Genomic DNA, 17285 nt, shown 5'->3' with positions numbered 1-17285 from the left:
TTCCTCGTCGATCGATGCCGGGGGTCTATCTCGGCTCCTTCGACGCGGGACGCGCCATATTTTCGCGCAGAAACCTCACGCTGTCGGCAAGAACAGGTGCCTTGCTCCTGAACGGAACGGAGACGGCCATGACGACATTCTCATGGCTCAGTCCGGGATAGTCGATGTGCGCCACCCGCCCTCCCAGCGCGCGCAATCGCGTCGTCAGATTATTGGCATTGTGGGCTCCGACATCAGCATCGTTCCCCGCAGAGACGAGCAGCATCGGCGGCGCGTCGGCGCGTGCGAAGTGGATAGGCTGCGTCGCCTGCGGATCGCGGGCGCCCTTCATGGCGTCAATCGCGCGTTTGGCGGTAAAGGGATAGAAATCGTAGGGTCCGCATAGGCCGACCGCTGCCTTGATGGTGCCGGCGGCTACGCCTTCGCCGCGCAGCCATTCCGGGTCAAGCGCCAGCATAGCGGCGGTATAGGCACCGGCGGAATGCCCTGCGATGGCGATGCGGCCGGGGTCGCCGCCGAAATCGCGCGCGTGATCGCGCGTCCACCGCACTGCTTGCGCTCCGTCGATCAGAAAGGCGGGAAATCTGACGTCCGGCACCTTGCGGTAGTCAGGCACGACAACGAGGTAACCCTGCCGCGCAAAGGCTCTGGCAGCGAAAGCATAAGCACCGCGCGACCCCTTCACCCAGCCGCCGCCGTACCAGAAGATCAGAACCGGCAGGGGGCGCCCGTCCGTGCGGGCAGGCCTCCATACGTCCAGCTTCTGGCCATGCGTTCCAAACGGGATGCCGCTGCCGGATTTCTCGGCGCCGATGCCGCCGCCCATGATCCCGTCGAGAAAGCTCAGCAGTCCGGGAGGCGATGTGAGGCTCACGCTTACACCGAGCCCAATGGTCACGGCGATCGCCGCGCCAAAAGAAAGTCTGCGTATTCGTCCCCGCGCGATCGGGGCCGGCATCACGAACGCCTCGCGAAACTTTCAGGATCGGCCGCGCGCCACCAGGCAGCGAGGCGTGGGTCTCGGGCGCCGTCGATCAACTCACCGGGTTCGACGAAGGAATAGACTTCGTCGATGGAGCGCATTTCGGCGGCGTTGACCCGCTGCCGCAGGCCGTCCGGCGTAAACCCATCGGGCGACGTGAGGCCGCAGGCGACGACGATGTCATGCAGCGCATCGAGAGTGGCCTTCTGGAACCGGGCCACCCGCTCCGCCTTTTCCGGCACGACGAGCCCTCGTTGGCGTGCCGGGGACTGGGTGGCGACGCCGGTGGGACAGGTATCGGTATGGCAGCGCATGGACTGTACGCACCCCAGCGAAAACATGAATGGCCGCGCCGCATTGCACCAGTCGGCGCCAAGCGCGGCGTTCATCGCGATGGCCGCTCCGGAATTGACTTTGCCCGATGCGGCCAACTTGACCTTGCCCTTGAGGTTTGCGCCGACGAGGGCATTGCGCGCCAGGATCAGCCCTTCGCGCAGCGGCATGCCGACCCGGTCGGACAGTTCGGTAGGCGCGGCGCCGGTGCCGCCTTCCGCGCCGTCGATAACGATGAAGTCGACGAGAATACCGGTTGCCAGCATGGCCTTGACGACCGCGAACAGTTCATGAGGATAGCCTACACACAGCTTGATGCCCACCGGCTTGCCGCCGGACAGCCCGCGCATGTTCGCGGCGAATTCAAGCAATTCGCGCGGCGTGGAAAAGGCGGTGTGATAAGGCGGCGAGAGGCAATCCTCGCCTTGCGGGATATCCCGGATCTTCGCGATTTCGGCCGTTACCTTGGAGCCGGGAAGCAGGCCGCCGTGTCCGGGCTTGGCGCCTTGGCTCAGCTTGATTTCGGTCATTACCACGGCATCGTTGGCGGCGCGCTCCCGAAAATGGGCGGGGTCGAAGTTGCCCTGGCTGTCGCGGCACCCGAAATAGCCAGATCCGATTTCCCAGACGACATCGCCGCCGTGCTTCAGGTGATAGGGCGACAAGCCGCCCTCGCCCGTGTCATGATAAAACCCGCCGATTTTCGCGCCCAGGTTGAGCGCCTCGATCGCATTGGCGCCAAGGGCCCCGAAGCTCATCGCCGAGATGTTCAGGCGTGCAGCCTGATAGGGCTTGCTGCATTGATCCGTGCCCACCGTCACGCGGGTATACTTTTCAGCATTGCGCGAAGGGGCGATGGAATGCGCAAGCCATTCGTATTCCTCCGAATAAACGTCGAGTTCGGTACCGAACGGGTGGGTGGAGACATCGCCCTTGGCGCGCGCATAGACCAGCGCGCGTTCGTCATGGTTGAAGGGCCGTCCATCCAGATCGCTCTCCACGATGTAGGACCGCAGGAACGGCCGCAACCATTCGAAGAACCAGCGAAAACGAGCCGATCCCGGATAGTTGCGGCGTAGAGAATGGTGCGTCTGGAAAAGATCGACGAGAGACACGACCATCAACGGCACGAAAAGGACAAGAAGCCACCATGCCCGGGGATGACTGAACCCTGCCCATGTGGCGGCGATCGTTCCGGCAAGACCCGTCAGCAAAAGGCAGTTGCGCGCAAGCGCCTGATCCCGCAGCAGGGCGTCCGCGATGGTAGCGCGCGCCTTCATGACAGCAGGTTCCGCATCATGCCCAGCACATCGCCCCCGCGTCCGCCCAGCACCGCCTTGGCCGAATAAAGCGCCATGCCGGCAACCTGACCGGGTTTTACGCTGGGCGGCATCACCAGTTCGAACCTGTCGGTCACGACATCGAGCAGTGCCGGCCCCGGTTCGGCCAGCCACGCCTGCACTGCGCCATCGAGATCCTCGGCGTTTTCGACACGCTGTGCGCGAAAGCCGATCGCCTCGGCCACCCGCGCGAAATCGGGATTGATGAGGTTGGTGTAGGTATCCAGCAGACCTTCCACTTTCTGCTCGATCTCCACGAAGTCCAGGGCGCCATTGTTATACACGACGACCTTGATCGGCAGCTTTTCCTGTACCGCCGTTAACAGGTCGCCCAGCAGCATCGCGATCCCACCGTCGCCTGAGAGCGAAATCGCCTGCCGATCGGGAAACGCGGCCTTTGCCCCCAGCGCCTGCGGCATGGCATTGGCCATCGTCCCGTGGCTGAGGCTGACGACGGTGCGGTTGCGCCCGGTCGAGGCAATGTGCCGCAGGCACCAGACCATTGGCGAGCCGCCGTCCGCCGTGAAGATCGCGTCCGGCGCGGCATGGCGCGAGATCGTCTCCGTCAGGTATTGCGGATGGATCGCGCCGCCCTTGCCGATTGTAGCGTGTTTTGCCTGTGCCGCCTCGGCCTTGCGATGGTGCTTGAGACATTCGTCGAGGAAAGCACCGTCTTCCCGCTGGGCGATCCTTGGCAGCAGCGCTTCCAGGGTCGGCGCGATATCGCCGATTACGCCGATGTCGACAGGGTGGCGGCGCCCCAGATGCGAACCGTCCAGATCGACCTGCAGGATGGTCGCCTTTTCAGGGTAGAACTGCCGCCAGGCAAAGTCGCAGCCGAGCAGCAACAGCACGTCGCAGGCCATCAGCGCATGATAGCCGGACTCGCTGCCGAATATGCCGGTCATGCCCACATCGTAAGGGTTGTCATGCTCCAGAAAATCCTTGGCGCGCGAGGTGCGGGCGACCGGCGCGCGCAACCGGGCCGCCAGAGCCACGACCGCGTCATGCGCCCGCTCGCAGCCCGAGCCGCCATAGATCGCCACCTTCTTGCCGCTGTTGAGCGCGCTTGCCAGACTGTCGAGTTCCGCATCCGATGGGCGCACGAGCGGCCGGGCGCGGTGGACGGCGAAATCGGGCTCGGATGGAGCATCGGCGCTCGACACGTCCGCCGGGACGATCAGCACGGCGACACCGCGCTTCGCCAATGCGGCCTGTGCAGCCATCGCCGTCATCCGCCGTGCCTGCGCAGGCGTGCGGATTTCTTCGCAGAAAACGGTGCAGGAGGCATATACCGATTTGAAATCAACTTCCTGGGGGAAATCGAACCCCAGTTCGTCACGGACGATCTGGCTGGCGATCAGGACGACCGGCGCGCGATTGCGATGCGATTCGAACAGGCCGTTGATGAAATGCAGGCCGCCCGGCCCGCAAGATCCCGCACAAGCGGCCAATTCGCCTGTCAGCATGGCTTCGGCGCCGGCCGCAAAGCCGGCGGCCTCTTCGTGGCGAACGTGCACCCAGCGAATGGAACTGGTGCGGATCGCATCGGTGACATGGTTGAGCGTGTCGCCCGGAATACCATAGCAACGGCGCACGCCCGCCGCTTCGAGTGTTTTCACGATAACCTCGGCAACGGTCGTCATACGCGTTTCCTGATCCTGGACAGTGGACTCGGCAAGTAACGCGCCAGACGATGGTTCGTCCCGTCCGCCGATTAAAAAGCGGCCGCTGCCCCCAACTCTTTGATTCCCGGGCACCAGGCGAGCCAGATCGACGTTTTGAAGGCTCCGGCGCAATGGGGCTTGCGAGGGAAGACCGAGGCCCGTAATATAGCGAGCCGACCGGCAAGAGGATTTGCGTAACGATGTGATTTCGAGCTGACAGCAATGCGATCCGTTTTGCCGCCAGGAAAATCATATCATGTCCGCTTCCATTACGACGGTCGGCCTTGGCTGGTCGACCCCCGAAGGCCGGCCGGTCTTCTCCTCTCTTGATCTTGCCTTCAATGCGGAGCGCGTCGGCATTGTCGGCCGCAACGGTGTCGGCAAGACCAGCTTGCTTGAAATGCTGGCCGGCACGCGCGAACCGGGCGTTGGCAAGATCGTCGTTCGCGGCACAGTCGCCGTGCTGCGCCAGATCGTGCAAGTCGGCCCCGGCGAAACCATTGCCGACCTTTTCGGCATCACGCACGATCTTGCGGTTTTGTGCAGGGCGGAAACCGGCGAGGCGGGGCTGGACGAGCTGGCCGATGTAGACTGGACGCTGGAGGCGCGCGTGGCCTCTGCGCTGGCGCGGGTCGGTCTGGACGCGCCCGCTGACACCTTGCTGGTTTCGCTTTCTGGCGGCCAGCGAACGCGCGCGGCCATGGCGGCGGTCGTGCTGGCCGAGCCGGACTTCCTGTTGCTCGATGAACCCTCCAACAATCTCGACCGTGAGGGGCGCACCGCGCTGCTCGAACTGCTTGGTTCCTGGCGTGCCGGCGCGATCATCGTCAGCCATGACCGCGAACTGCTGGAGACGATGGATGCGATCGTCGAAATGACCTCGCTCGGTGCTACGCGCTACGGCGGCAACTGGAGCGATTACCGCGCGCAAAAAGCGGTCGAGTTGGAGGCAGCGCACCGCGATCTGGACGTAGCGCAGCGGCAACTGGGCGAGATAGAACGCAAGGCGCAGGTCGCCACGGAGCGCAAGCAGCGGCGTGACGGGGCAGGCAGTCGCAAGGCTGCGCGGGGCGGTATGCCGCGCATCCTGGCCGGTGCGCGCAAGAACAATGCCGAAAACAGCAGCGGCGAGAATGCCCGCCTTGCCCAGCGCCAGCGCGCCGAGGCTTCTGCAGCGGCCATTCTGGCGAGAGAGCAGATCGAGATGCTGGAGACGATGGCCGTCTCGCTCGCGCCGACCGGGCTGCCTCCCGGTAAGGTCGTCCTCAGCCTGCAGGATGTCACGGCGGGCTACGATCCGGCAGCGCCCGTGCTGCGCGATCTCTCGCTGACGATAACGGGGCCGGAGCGCGTGGCTATTGCCGGGCCGAACGGATCGGGCAAAACGACACTGCTGAGGCTAATCGCAGGGGTATCGGAGCCGTGGTCCGGCACGATCAGCCGGACTGCACGCTTTGCGATGCTCGATCAGACCGCAGGCATTCTCGACCCCGAACGGTCCATCGCGGAAAATTATCACGCCCTCAATCCGGGCACCGACGATTTCACCTGCCGGTCGGCCCTGGCGAAGTTCCAGTTCAGGGCGGACGCTGCGCTGCAACGCGTCGGCACCCTCAGCGGTGGGCAAATCCTGCGGGCCGGTCTTGCCTGCATCCTGGGTAGCCCAGCGCCGCCGCAATTGCTTATCCTCGACGAGCCGACCAATCATCTCGATCTCGATTCCATCGCCGCAATCGAAGCGGGGCTCTCGGCATTCGACGGCGCCATGCTGGTCGTCAGCCATGACGAGGCGTTTCTGGAAGCCATCGCGATATCGCGGCGCCTCAATCTTGCACCCTGGCCGCCTCGGTGACGTCATCGATCTGAAATGAACAGGCAACAGGCGCTCCCCGGGCTTGCTCAGGGTGCTTTTCATTGCCCGTGTCTATCGTTCGTCCCATCGGCGAATCTAAGGCAGGGACGTGACGGTGCTGTCCGGCATAGACGTCGCCGACCTGTTGCAGAGCCGGGCAGAGACGCTTCGCGGCCACCCCGGATTGGAAATCCTCTGCCCTCGAACCCCGGTTGACCTGCGCGCTTTCCTCGTTCGATCTGCGCCGCTGCAATGATCGCGTGCGACGGCATCGAATGCACCACGGTCCGCGAGATCGCGCGGCTGACCAACAACAGCTCCTCGATCGTCTCGGGCTATTTGCGCAGCAAGCACGAATTGCTGCTCTGCGCCTGCTGCATACTAATGGAGCGCGCGACTGCGCTGTGACAGCGAGGCGGGGGACCTGTTCCACCGCGCAATCGTCGATTCAGGGGGAATGCCGAACGGTTACAGGCGCGGCCTGCGCCGCAGTCGCCCCTAAGCAGCGTTTAGAGTATCGCCACACAGCCGATTGACACCCCTAGAACTAACCTGCGGAGCAGGCAGGGCGAGATCCTGACGTTCCAGTTCGCCGGCTGATCCCGTAACCAGACTCGATTGCCCTGGGCCGAGCGGGACATCAGCGCGCCGCATCATCCAGAATGCGTCTATACCCCCGCAGCGCACGAGATAGGAAAAAAGCCGAGATCGCCGCCGCCACTGCACATGTCAGCGAAAGCGACAGCCCCACGCTGCGCTCGTCTGCAAAGACATGGTCGGTCAGCAGCGCCACGATCGTCGGCGCGGCGCCGAGGCCCATGACACTGGCGACGAAAACATAGATCGAAGCCGAAATCCCGCGCATCCGGTTGGGCGTGGCGAGTTGCAGCGCAGAGGACGCCAGCGCCATCGGCAGGCTGTAGGCAAAGCTCGCCAAAGTCGCGACGATCATCGCGAAACCATAGGACTTTGCGAAGGCCAGCGCGATCGAAACGGGGATCAGCAGCAGCGCCGCCGCCATCGGCACCCGCATCAGGGCATCCGCCCTTCCGCGCCGTTCCAGCCAGCTCGCAATCACCGGGCCGCACAGCACACCCAGCGAGCCGGTTACCAGCACCGCCACGCCGTACTGTACGCCCACAGTTGCTGCGCTCGCTCCGAAACGGCGCATCAGCATCGCCGGCATCCACGCCGGGAAAGCGTAGAGCACGATCACCAGCGAAGCCATGCCGGCGTAGAAGTTGCCGTAAAAATCACGCCGATCGACGAAGACCTGCCATACCTGGGCTATGGCCATGCGTTCCGGCTTAGTTTCCGTCAGCGCCAGCTTGCGCGAAGGCTCGCGAATCCGCAGCATCATCAGAGCGATCGCGAAACCCGGCAGGCCCGCCACCAGGAACACCACCTGCCATGGCTTCAGTTCCCCAAGGTAGGGCACCGCGCTCAGATCCCAGCCCTGCGCCGCTTCCAGCAGCAAGCCGCCGAAGATCAACGCCAGACCGCCGCCGATGTAGGGACCCATCAGAAAGATGCTGAAGGCGCGCGGGATAAGCCGCGTAGGGAAACTGTCGACGATGATCGACCATGCAGCCGGGGTCAGGCACGCCTCCGCCCCGCCCACGCCCATGCGCGCGATAAACAACTGCCAATAACTGCGTGCAAGGCCGCACAGGCTAGTGCCGAGGCTCCATAAGCCAATGCCGCCGAGCAGGATTACCTTGCGATTGCCGGTGTCCGCCATCCGTCCGAAGATCGGGCTGAAAACAATATAGGCGAAAGTGAACGCCAGACCCTGCAACAGGCTGAGCCGCGTGTCCGATAGCCCGAAGTCCGCCTTCAACGGCCCGATCAGCAGGTTCAGTACCTGCCGGTCGACGAAGCTGAAAGTATAGGCCAGCGTCAGGACGAAGATCAGATACCAGGCTCCAGCGCTCGGTGCATCGTCCTGTTCGGAGATGGGCGCCGTCTGCGAGGGGGGCGGTAGTTCGGCCACTGCCACACCGCTCATGCTCTTCTGGCCCGCAGGATCATGTCGCTGGCGATACGGCTGATGCATCGACAAACGAGTTCGACATCCTCCACCGTGCTTCGGGGTCTGATCTCGATACACGCGGCGGCGCCTTCCATCAGCCGCTCGTCGGGCATGCCAATGACTTGCGCCATCTTCACCGCTGGGTTGGTCATCAGAGATCTCTCCATTTCGACCGCCGCAGCGTTCTCGCCGCTGGTCTTGCGCTTGTCCTTCGCGCGGCTGTGGTAGATCAGCGCTTCGCCGGGCCCGTGAGCGCACACGGCGGCGGCAAACGAGCCGCCGACTGTCTGCGGATCAAGGGCCTTGTCCGCGCGCAAGATGGCATCATGTTCCATCAGTCGTGCATCCTTCATCCGCGTATGTGCCCTGCTTGGCCGGCCGCTGCTCCGCTGCCCACGCCCGTGTTTCGGACGAGGAGAGCCGTTGCAATGCATTGCCCAGCAGCAGGCGCTTCGGCGCTCGACAAACCGGGCCGATCGTCAACAGCTTCGCCAAAATCCATGCTTGGCATATCGTAGAGCAACACGGCGTCGAAGCGCGCCATCTCTTGCAGCTTCAGCAGCATGGCGGCAGCAGGTTGGTGACCATTGCAGGTTCGACGCCGATCGCCCGCGACATGCTCTCAAAGGCATTGCAGCGAAACGCAGGGCCTTTGGTGGCCACGAAGACTTCCAGTTTGCGGGGCAAGCCGCTCTCCCGTTTATCCGTAGCGCGGCCCGCTTGCAGGGGTCGGCGCCATTATATCAGTACATCTTACTTGTGGATGTGTTCGGCAAAAGCTGCATCGCTTGACGACCCTTTGCAGGCCCTCCGAATCCTTGGTGAACTTAAGGTTATATAAATAAGCACTACTCATCAACCTATGAGATCATCATGTGACCGAACCAATCCACTCCTCGATCATCGGCCGGATCGGCTCACCTACCAGTTCCAGCACCGGTCCATCGCCGCGCGCCATGTAAGCCATCTGCCCATAGCGATGCTTTGGCGAAGCTCCGGCCGCGATCACGCGCCAGCCTTGCTCCAGCAAGACCTCCACCTCAGTCCCAACGTCCTGAACCCACGCACCGACATGCGCGCGCGAAATCGCCAGCAGCGCCTCGTAAGCGCCGCCCGGCACCATTTCGATGAGTTCGAAATGAATTGGTCCCTGACGAGAATACGTTACCGTCAGGTGGGCCTCCGACCATCCGGTATCGGGCAGCCAAATTCGAAGTGGATCGAACTGACGAACCGGCGCCCAGTCGATGTTCAGCTCTCGACCAATAGCATCCATCGACTGACGGATATTCGGGACGATCAACCCATGGTGGTGGAGATTTGCAAACTCTTTCAATTCACCCTCTTGTCGTTTTATCTGTTTGTTCAGAACATGCCTGCGATTCGCTCTCTGCTCCGGGCAGGCGCGGGATAATTCCGGCAACTTGGGAGATCATCGCAATGACCGGCCTTATCGTGGAGCACCGCGGCCCCGTCTGCCTGCTGACTATCGACCGCGTAGACGCACGCAACGCACTTGATGCCGTGACATCGCATGCGCTCGATGCGGCGATCACGGCGGCAGAGGCTAATCAAGAGGTTGGTGCGATGATCCTGACCGGCGCAGGCGACAGGGCGTTCTGTTCCGGCATGGACCTCAAGGAGGCGGAGCGTATCGGCGCCGGCCACGGGCTGATCCCGGGACGCGGCTTCGGCGGAATCACCGAGCGCAGGCGCACCAAACCCCTTATCGCCGCGATCAACGGCACGGCGGTGGCAGGCGGGTTCGAGATTATGCTGGCTTGCGACATGGTCTTCGCCGCCGACCATGCATTGATGGGGCTGAGCGAGGTCAAACGCGGCCTGTTCGCCTTTGCCGGTGGCATCCAGCGACTGGCGGCGCAGGTCCCCCGCGCCACTGCGCTGGCGATGATCATGACCGGCGAACTGCTTCCCGCCCGCAGGCTTTACGAACTGGGCGTGGTGACCGAAGTGCTGCCCGGCGATCAGCTGCTGGAACGCGCAATGGCGGTGACGCAGGCGATGCTGGGGCATAGCTGGCAGGCGATCCGCAACGGGCGCGAGCTTTACGAAATCTCCAGCGGTATGGAGATCGGCCAGGCGCTGGCGGTAGGCAACGCCTGGGGCAAAGCCACGCTGGACAGCGCCGACAGCCGCGAAGGGGTAGCCGCCTTCGCCCAAAAGCGTGATGCCCGGTTCGGGCAACGCTGAGGCGCCCTCAGGCGAGATGTGAAAAATTACAATCACTGTTGACTGTTTTATCTCGTGAGGCTTAGGATCGCAAGCATCACTTCGACAGAATCAAACATTCTTGTATGTTTTTTGATTTTGCCGCGGACTGGTCCAGTGCCTTACAGCGCGGGCCTCATGGGAGAGAAGGCCGATGCTCGATCTGGTTGCGGATCAAAAACCCGAAAACGATTTCGCGCGCATGGATTATGAGCGCGATCGCAAGGGTCCGCCGGAAGGCTTTCCAAAGTTCCCCGATATCCCCGGCAGCCGCTATACCGACAAGGAATTCCTGGCGCTGGAAAAGGAGATGATGTGGGACAAGGCCTGGCTCTATGCCGGCCATGTCGACCAGATTCCACGGCCTGGCACCTGGTTCCTCACCCGTAATCCCGGCGCGCCGATCATCGTCACGCGCACGCTGAAGGGCGAGGTCAAGGCCTTCTTCAACACCTGCCAGCACCGCGGCGCGCCCTTGGTGGCCGAGGATTCTGGCGAAGGGCGCGGCTTCGTGTGCGGCTATCACGGCTGGAGCTACACGCTGGAAGGCAAGCTCACCGCCGTGCGCGACAAGCGCGATTTCGTGGACCTCGACTTGTCGTGCCGCTCGCTGAAGGAAGTGCGCTGCGAACTGCTCGGCTCGCTGATTTTCGTCAACCAGGACCCGGAAGCGCAGCCGTTGATGGAGCACATCGGCCCGATGGCAGCGCAGCTGGAACAGTACGATCTGGAAAACCTGCGCCTAGTCGACAGCCGTAGTTATGAGGTGGACTGCAACGTCAAGATTCTGCTCGACGCGTTCCTTGAGGTCTACCACATCAAGTCGATCCACGTGAACACGGTGGACCGCTTCCTCGACCACCGTTCCATGATCGTCACGCTCTGGCCCAACGGCCATAGCCGCATGGCGACGCCCAACCGCCGTCCCGACTGGGTCGATCCGGGCACGGTGGGAATGCCGGTAATCCCCTCGATCACCGAATTTCCGGCCAAGAACAACGTCAGCTACCAGATTTATCCGAACTTCGTGATGCCGCCTGCCCCCAGCGGCGTGCCACTGCTGCAGTTCTGGCCGCTGGGGCCAAAGCGCACCCGCGTGGTATCGACCTGGATCGCCCCCGATCACGATGCCGAAAACCCGCATCCGCTATGGGAAACGCGCCTCAACAACTGGGAGCGTATCCTTTACGAAGACCTGCAATACGCCCCGCAAATCCAGGAATCGCTGGAAAGCCCCGGCTTCAAGGGAATGCCGCTGAACTATCAGGAACGGCGCATCTACCACTGGCACGAGGAACTGGACCGCCGCATCGGCCTCAATATCGTGCCGGAAAAGGCCCGCGTCGAGCAGGTGCTGGGTGACTGGGTCCAGCGGGACTGACCGACGAAACTAGACACGGGAGAGAGCAGATATGGCGGACCTCGCAGGAAAGGTCGCCGTCGTCGTCGGCGCGGCCAACCGGGGCAACATGGCGCAAGTGATCGCGCGCAGGCTGGCAGCAGACGGTGCGACGGTGATCGTCGCCGGGCGCAAGGCTGATGAGCTGGAGCGGCTCGCAGCCGAACTGGGCGGGCTGGCCGTCACCGGCTGCGACCTCACCAGCGAGGCGGATCTGGCACGGCTGGGTGAGACGGTGCGCGGTGCTTACGGCGGCGTGGATATCGCGGTCAACGCCACCGGCTGGGGGCTGCTGAAACCCTTCCTCGAAACCACCAAGGCCGAGATCGAGCAGATGACGGCGCTGCAGTTCACCGGCGCGATCCTGTTTTATCAGGCGATGCTGCGGGTGATGCGCGATGGCGGATCATTGATCCAGATCTCATCCGCCACCGCCTCGATCATGCTGGAGGACCACGCCGCCTACATGGGCACCAAGGCCGGCGCCGACCATGTGATCCGCTGCGTCGCCAATGAATTCGGGCATCGGGGCATCCGCGCCAATTCGGTCGCGCCGGGCTTCACCGTCACCCCGATGACCGAGAAGGCATCAAAGAACACCGCGATCATGGACACTTTCGCCAAGGAATATCCGCTAGGCCGGGTGGGCACCAGCGAGGACATTGCCGAAGCCGTGTCCTGGGTGGCCAGCGATGCCTGCTTCATGAGCGGGCAGGTGCTGCAGGTCAACGGCGGGCTGACCCTGCGCCGTAACCCCACCAATGCCGAGATCGTTGGTGCGGTGAAGGCCGCGCGGCAGGCGACACCTGCAGCGGCCTCCCCGGCATGATCCGGGGCGTCCATCACGTGGCGATCTCGACGCCTGACCTCGACCGTTTCGTCGACCACTACCAGCGCTGGTTTGGCTTCGAAAGCGCCGGTAAGGAAGGCGGCTGGCAGGCCGGAAACGAACGAATTGATACCATGGTTGGCCTGAACGGCAGCGCCGCGCGCTATGCCATGATCCGGCTGGGCAACCTGCATATCGAGGTGTTTGAATATGCCAGCAACGACCCCCAGACCGTCCACCCGCGCATGTGCGACCGGGGCATCACGCATCTATGCCTCTACTGCGACGACGTTTTCGCCGAATATGAGCGGTTGAGCGCGCTGGGCATGGAATTCAACTGCGCGCCCGGCGGATCGGCGGCGACGCGCGCGACGTATGGCCGCGACTGCGACGGCAACATGGTGGAATTGTTGCAGATCGTCGATCCCGACAGCGCTTTTGCGTTCGAGAAGCAGTGCGTGGCCTGCTAGGCCGATGCGATGGATGCACGCCTTGCCTGAATCGAACCCTTATCCCGACGACCCTGAAGTCGAGCGCCGTCTCGGCTATGAATTCGAGGACATCGCACCCGATCATTACCGGGTTCAGCCGGTGCCAAGCGGGCTGCTGCGCCTTTACGGCGGCATGGTGGCCTCGCAGTGCCTGGCCGCTGCGCGCCTGACGGTGCCGGCGGACAAGGTCGCGCACAGCCTCCACGCCTATTTCCTCCAACCGGGCCTTACCGACCGGCCCGTGGATTTCGCAGTCACCCGCGAAAGCGACGGTCGCACGTTCGCCAATCGCATGGTGCGCATGACGCAGAATGGCGCGCCGATCCTCAACATGATGGCCTCTTTCAAGAAGCCTGAACCGTCCGCCAGGCACTGCGTGGCGATGCCGGACGTACCCCCGCCCGAGAGCCTGACCAGTCTTGCTGACCTGGTCGCCGCCTATGGCGACCGTCTGCCGGAGCGGCACCGCCCGTTCTGGCGCCGCCGCCAGCAGATCGACTGGCGCCCACTGGAATTCTTCCCCTTCGATGAGCACGAGGTCCGCCCCGCGAGCCGCAGCTTCTGGTTCCGCGCCGTCGGCATGGTCGACGGGCCGCTGGACGTGCACCAGCGCCTGCTCACCTACGCTTCGGACCTGCACATCTTCCATACGGCGCTGGGTCCATTGGGGATCGGCTGGGCGAACGACTTCCTGCAATCGAGCAGTCTGGACCACGCGGTCTGGTTCCATGACGAATTTCGCGTGGACGAATGGCTGCTTTACGCGATGGACAGCCCGGCGGCGAGCGACGCCATGGCGCTGGGCCGCGGCAACGTGTTCCGCCGCGACGGCACGCTGGTCGCCACCGTCAGCCAGCAGGGTCTGGCGCGGATGCTTGACGAAGAACGGAAAGGCAAACTGTGAGCGAAGCCTTCGTGCCGCGCGCGCCGCATCGCACTTTCGAAGACCTGGAACTGGGCGAGTTCCGCCGCTCTTCTCCGCGAACGGTGTCGCAGGAAGAGATGCTGGAGTTTGCGCGCAAGTACGATCCGCAGTGGTTCCACACCGATCCCGAAAGCGCCGCACAGTCAGTCTTCGGCGAGGTGGTGGCGAGCGGGATTCACGTGCTCGCCCTGTGGCGCCAGATGGACCACGAGATCAACTGGGACATCGACTGGGTCTGCGGCGTGGGCTGGGACGAACTACGCCTCAAGCGGGCTATCCGTGCCGGCGATACTATCCACGTGACGAGCGAGATCGTTAGCCTGGAGCCCTCGAAAAGCCGCACCGATCGCGGCACGGCTATGACGCGCTATGCCGTTGTCCTGGAAGACGGCACCGAGGCCGTGACGTTCACCAGTATCAATTTGGTCTATACGCGCGGCGCGAGGGAGCGGATGGCCGGCACCGCGCGCTAAAAGCGCTGGTGCCGAACCACCCCCTCATGGCTGCATGAGCCGCGAATATCAGCCCCTTGATTCTATCCCTCGTCATTCTCGCGAAGGCAGGGACGACGGAAAGTTCATGCGATAATCAACGCCGCTGGTCGAACCGCCGCCCCAGCATGGCGCCGGCAATGTTGACCTTCTGGATGTCGATCGCGCCCCCCGCGATGCCCCAGCCCCAACTGTCGCGCAGACGGCGTTCCATCGGGAATTCCTTGGAATAGCCGTAGGCGCCCATCAGCTGCATCGCATCTCCGGTCACTTCGCGGGCGATGGTGTTGGCAAAGCACTTGCCAGTGGAGCTGTGCAGCACCGAAGGCAGGCCATCTTCGGCCAGAGAAGCCGCGCGCCAGATCAGCAGGCGGGCGGCTTCCACCTTCATCTGCATTTCCGCCAACTTGATCTGCACCGCCTGAAATTCGGCGATGGGCTTGCCGAACTGCTTGCGCTCCTGAACATAGGCGCTGACATCCTCCAGCGCGCCAGAAGCCTGTGCGAGCGACATCGTGGCATTGCCGCAGCGTTCGAGGTCGAAGGCCTCCATCAACTTCTTGAAGCCGCCGCCGGCATGGACGATCACGTTGTCCAGCGGCACTTCGCAGTCATCGAAATTGATGTCTGACGAAGGTATGCCGCGAAAGCCCATGAGCTGTTCGTTCGGCCCGAACGAGATGCCCGGCGCGTCCTTTTCCACCAGCACCGCACCGATGCCCTTGGCGCCCGGTTCGTCCGAAAGGCGGCAATAGACCACGTAAGCGTCGGAATGCCCGCCGCCCGAGCACCACCTTTTGGTGCCGTTGATGACCAGCTTGTCGCCCTTGACCACGCCTTTGGTCTTGAGGTCTGTCAGCGCGCTGCCCGCATCCGGTTCGGACATCGACACGGCAATCACCATCTCACCGGCGCAGACCGCAGGAACGACGCGCTTCTTGAGCGTATCCGAGGCGAAATACTCGATCGCGCGCACCGGGCCGACCGAGCTTTCGAAGATCGGGAAGCCGACCGCCGACGAAATCTTGCCGAATTCCTCCAGCACGATCAGCGCCTCGATATTGCCCATGCCAAGGCCGCCCAGCTCGCTCGACACGTTGATGCCCAGGAAGCCCATCTCTGCATAACGCTTCAGCAGCGCGCGGCTAGGCGGCTTGTTGTCACGCTCCAGTTCGGCGGCGACGGCGGGCAGTTCGGCACGGGCGAACGTGCGGGCGGCTTCCTGGAGCTGGAGCTGGTCTTCGGTCAGCTTGAAGTTCATCGCTTGGGTCTTTCAGAGCAGATGGGGTTGTTCGATGAGGCTGGCGAGCGCGGCCATGAAACGGCCGCCGTCGGCCCCGTCGATCGCGCGGTGGTCGCACGAGAGGGAGAGGTGGAGTACCGGCACGATGCGGATCGCGCCGTCGTCGTCGATGGGTTCGGGCCGCGCCGTGCCGACCGCCAGGATCGCGCCCTGCGGCGGGTTGATGATGGCGTCGAACTGCTCCACCCCGAACCCGCCGAGGTTGGAGAGGGAGAAACTGCCGCCCGAAAATTCCTCCGGCTTCAGCTTGCCGCTGCGGGCGCGCTGGGCCAGCGCTTTCATAGCCGAGCCGATCTGCGCCACCGACAGGTCGTCGGCACCGAACACGATAGGGGTGACGAGGCCCTTCTCGGTCGCCACGGCCACGGCCACGTCGGCCGAGGCGAAGCGGTGGATGTCGTTGCCGTGAACCTGGATATTGACCGCCGGCACTTCCATCAACGCCAGGGCGCAGGCCTTGACGATGAAGTCGTTGACGCTGGGCTTGTCAGGGCCGAGCGACGCCCGCAGCGCCAGCAGCCGATCCGCTCGCACCCGGCGGCGGACATAGAAATGCGGGATCTGCTGCTTGGATTCGGTCAGACGGCGCGCGATCGTGCGGCGCATTGAGCTCATCGGCGCGATATCGACGCTGCCGGCGACAGGCGGGGCGGGGGCTGGCGCAGGCGTCGGGGCCGGCGCTGCGGCGACTGGAGCTGGTTGCGGCGCGGCTTGGCTGACCACCGCCAGCACGTCATCGCGGCGCACCTTGCCCCGGTGACCGCTGCCCTTGACCTTCGCGAGGTCCAGCCCGTTGAGCGCGGCAATGCGACGCGCAACCGGGGTGGAAAGCACCCCGCTATGCGCCGTCATCGCAAAGACGCCCGCAAGCTCAGGCTGACTTTCTGGGCGCCCGGCCTGATGCACATCCTGCGCGAAAATGCGCCCTCCCCTGCCCGTGCCGGTGACCGTCGCAAGGTCAACGCCGAGACGCTGTGCCTCGGCCAGCGCGACCGGACTGATGGCGATACCTTCGGGAACCGGTGGCGGGGCGGTAGCGACAGGTGCAGCCGCAGGAGCAGTCACTGGCGCGTCATCCTCACCCTCAGGCCCGAAACCGGCGTCTGAGGGACGAAAGGCCGCGATCACCGCGTCGATCTCAGCCGCGCTGGCCTCGCCGCCATCGCTCAGCACACCCAGTAGCGCGCCCACCGGATAGGTCTGCCCGGCCTCGGCCATGATGCGCACGAGGCGGCCGTCCTTTTCGGCCTCGACCTCGTTGGTGATCTTGTCCGTCTCGATAAGCGTGAGCACGGCGCCGCGTTCGAACGGAGCGTTTTCGGCCACCATCCAGTCGGCGATCGTGCCTTCGGCCATTTCGATACCCCACTTGGGCATCGTGAAAGGCGTGAGTTTCGCCATCGTCCGTTCCT

At 63.7% G+C, this 17285-nt stretch carries 19 protein-coding genes; 9 read left to right on the top strand and 10 right to left on the bottom strand.

From position 1 onward, the window contains the following. Nucleotides 1-25: 25 nt before the first annotated feature. The 3 genes from V474_RS07710 to V474_RS07700 form a co-directional block, all read right to left on the bottom strand. Nucleotides 26-874 carry an alpha/beta hydrolase gene (locus tag V474_RS07710; protein ID WP_236710907.1) on the bottom strand — a complete coding sequence of 283 codons (849 nt, stop codon included), beginning with the start codon at nucleotides 872-874 and terminating at the stop codon, nucleotides 26-28. A gap of 83 nt (nucleotides 875-957) precedes the next feature. Then, nucleotides 958-2595, bottom strand: coding sequence for an FMN-binding glutamate synthase family protein (locus V474_RS07705; protein WP_059150954.1), 1638 nt, complete (start codon nucleotides 2593-2595; stop codon nucleotides 958-960). After that, complete coding sequence (locus V474_RS07700) at nucleotides 2592-4301, bottom strand: thiamine pyrophosphate-dependent enzyme (protein ID WP_059150953.1); 1710 nt, start codon at nucleotides 4299-4301, stop codon at nucleotides 2592-2594. The genes V474_RS07705 and V474_RS07700 overlap by 4 nt, the downstream gene beginning before the upstream one ends. 277 nt (nucleotides 4302-4578) lie before the next feature. Between V474_RS07700 and V474_RS07695 the strand changes: the two genes are divergently transcribed. The 3 genes from V474_RS07695 to V474_RS26150 all read left to right on the top strand — a co-directional run bounded on the left by V474_RS07695 (nucleotide 4579) and on the right by V474_RS26150 (nucleotide 6582). Continuing rightward, a complete protein-coding gene (locus V474_RS07695; protein ID WP_059150952.1) occupies nucleotides 4579-6174 on the top strand; it encodes an ABC-F family ATP-binding cassette domain-containing protein in 1596 nt (531 codons plus the stop codon). A gap of 109 nt (nucleotides 6175-6283) precedes the next feature. Beyond that, a complete protein-coding gene (locus V474_RS26155; RefSeq protein WP_169795032.1) occupies nucleotides 6284-6430 on the top strand; it encodes a hypothetical protein in 147 nt (48 codons plus the stop codon). Continuing rightward, nucleotides 6427-6582 carry a hypothetical protein gene (locus V474_RS26150; protein ID WP_169795031.1) on the top strand — a complete coding sequence of 52 codons (156 nt, stop codon included), beginning with the start codon at nucleotides 6427-6429 and terminating at the stop codon, nucleotides 6580-6582. Before V474_RS26155 ends, V474_RS26150 begins: the two co-directional genes overlap by 4 nt. A 232-nt stretch (nucleotides 6583-6814) precedes the next feature. Here the strand turns inward: V474_RS26150 and V474_RS07690 are convergent, their stop codons facing one another. The 5 genes from V474_RS07690 to V474_RS07675 form a co-directional block, all read right to left on the bottom strand. Next, nucleotides 6815-8182, bottom strand: coding sequence for a spinster family MFS transporter (locus tag V474_RS07690; RefSeq protein WP_059150951.1), 1368 nt, complete (start codon nucleotides 8180-8182; stop codon nucleotides 6815-6817). After that, nucleotides 8179-8541 (bottom strand): hypothetical protein, encoded by a 363-nt coding sequence (locus tag V474_RS07685; RefSeq protein WP_148649317.1) that lies wholly within the window; start codon nucleotides 8539-8541, stop codon nucleotides 8179-8181. The genes V474_RS07690 and V474_RS07685 overlap by 4 nt, the downstream gene beginning before the upstream one ends. A gap of 14 nt (nucleotides 8542-8555) precedes the next feature. Further along, a complete protein-coding gene (locus V474_RS07680) occupies nucleotides 8556-8771 on the bottom strand; it encodes a hypothetical protein (RefSeq protein WP_059150949.1) in 216 nt (71 codons plus the stop codon). After that, entirely contained in the window at nucleotides 8762-8893 is a 132-nt protein-coding gene (locus V474_RS26800) for a hypothetical protein (RefSeq protein WP_269085131.1), read from the bottom strand. Before V474_RS26800 ends, V474_RS07680 begins: the two co-directional genes overlap by 10 nt. A gap of 184 nt (nucleotides 8894-9077) precedes the next feature. Continuing rightward, nucleotides 9078-9629: a VOC family protein gene (locus V474_RS07675; RefSeq protein ID WP_236710905.1), complete on the bottom strand. Its 552-nt coding sequence runs from the start codon at nucleotides 9627-9629 to the stop codon at nucleotides 9078-9080. Nucleotides 9630-9646: 17 nt separating this feature from the next. Here V474_RS07675 and V474_RS07670 point away from each other — a divergent pair, with 17 nt between their 5' ends. The 6 genes from V474_RS07670 to V474_RS07645 all read left to right on the top strand — a co-directional run bounded on the left by V474_RS07670 (nucleotide 9647) and on the right by V474_RS07645 (nucleotide 14552). Beyond that, a complete protein-coding gene (locus V474_RS07670; protein WP_059150947.1) occupies nucleotides 9647-10417 on the top strand; it encodes an enoyl-CoA hydratase/isomerase family protein in 771 nt (256 codons plus the stop codon). Nucleotides 10418-10589: 172 nt separating this feature from the next. Continuing rightward, nucleotides 10590-11816: an aromatic ring-hydroxylating oxygenase subunit alpha gene (locus V474_RS07665; RefSeq protein WP_059150946.1), complete on the top strand. Its 1227-nt coding sequence runs from the start codon at nucleotides 10590-10592 to the stop codon at nucleotides 11814-11816. 31 nt (nucleotides 11817-11847) lie between these two features. Beyond that, complete coding sequence (locus V474_RS07660; RefSeq protein WP_059150945.1) at nucleotides 11848-12663, top strand: SDR family oxidoreductase; 816 nt, start codon at nucleotides 11848-11850, stop codon at nucleotides 12661-12663. Continuing rightward, complete coding sequence (locus tag V474_RS07655) at nucleotides 12660-13133, top strand: VOC family protein (protein WP_059150944.1); 474 nt, start codon at nucleotides 12660-12662, stop codon at nucleotides 13131-13133. The genes V474_RS07660 and V474_RS07655 overlap by 4 nt, the downstream gene beginning before the upstream one ends. A 13-nt stretch (nucleotides 13134-13146) precedes the next feature. Further along, nucleotides 13147-14058: an acyl-CoA thioesterase gene (locus V474_RS07650; protein ID WP_059150943.1), complete on the top strand. Its 912-nt coding sequence runs from the start codon at nucleotides 13147-13149 to the stop codon at nucleotides 14056-14058. Next, complete coding sequence (locus V474_RS07645; RefSeq protein WP_059150942.1) at nucleotides 14055-14552, top strand: MaoC/PaaZ C-terminal domain-containing protein; 498 nt, start codon at nucleotides 14055-14057, stop codon at nucleotides 14550-14552. Before V474_RS07650 ends, V474_RS07645 begins: the two co-directional genes overlap by 4 nt. Nucleotides 14553-14667: 115 nt before the next feature. Here V474_RS07645 and V474_RS07640 read toward each other — a convergent pair whose 3' ends face one another. After that, nucleotides 14668-15831 (bottom strand): acyl-CoA dehydrogenase family protein, encoded by a 1164-nt coding sequence (locus V474_RS07640; protein ID WP_059150941.1) that lies wholly within the window; start codon nucleotides 15829-15831, stop codon nucleotides 14668-14670. Between the two features lie 12 nt (nucleotides 15832-15843). Next, complete coding sequence (locus tag V474_RS07635) at nucleotides 15844-17274, bottom strand: dihydrolipoamide acetyltransferase family protein (RefSeq protein ID WP_059150940.1); 1431 nt, start codon at nucleotides 17272-17274, stop codon at nucleotides 15844-15846. Between the last annotated feature and the right edge of the window lie 11 nt (nucleotides 17275-17285).

This window comes from Novosphingobium barchaimii LL02, from assembly GCF_001046635.1.
GTDB lineage: Bacteria > Pseudomonadota > Alphaproteobacteria > Sphingomonadales > Sphingomonadaceae > Novosphingobium > Novosphingobium barchaimii.
This window is presented reverse-complemented; position numbering and strand designations above follow the sequence as displayed.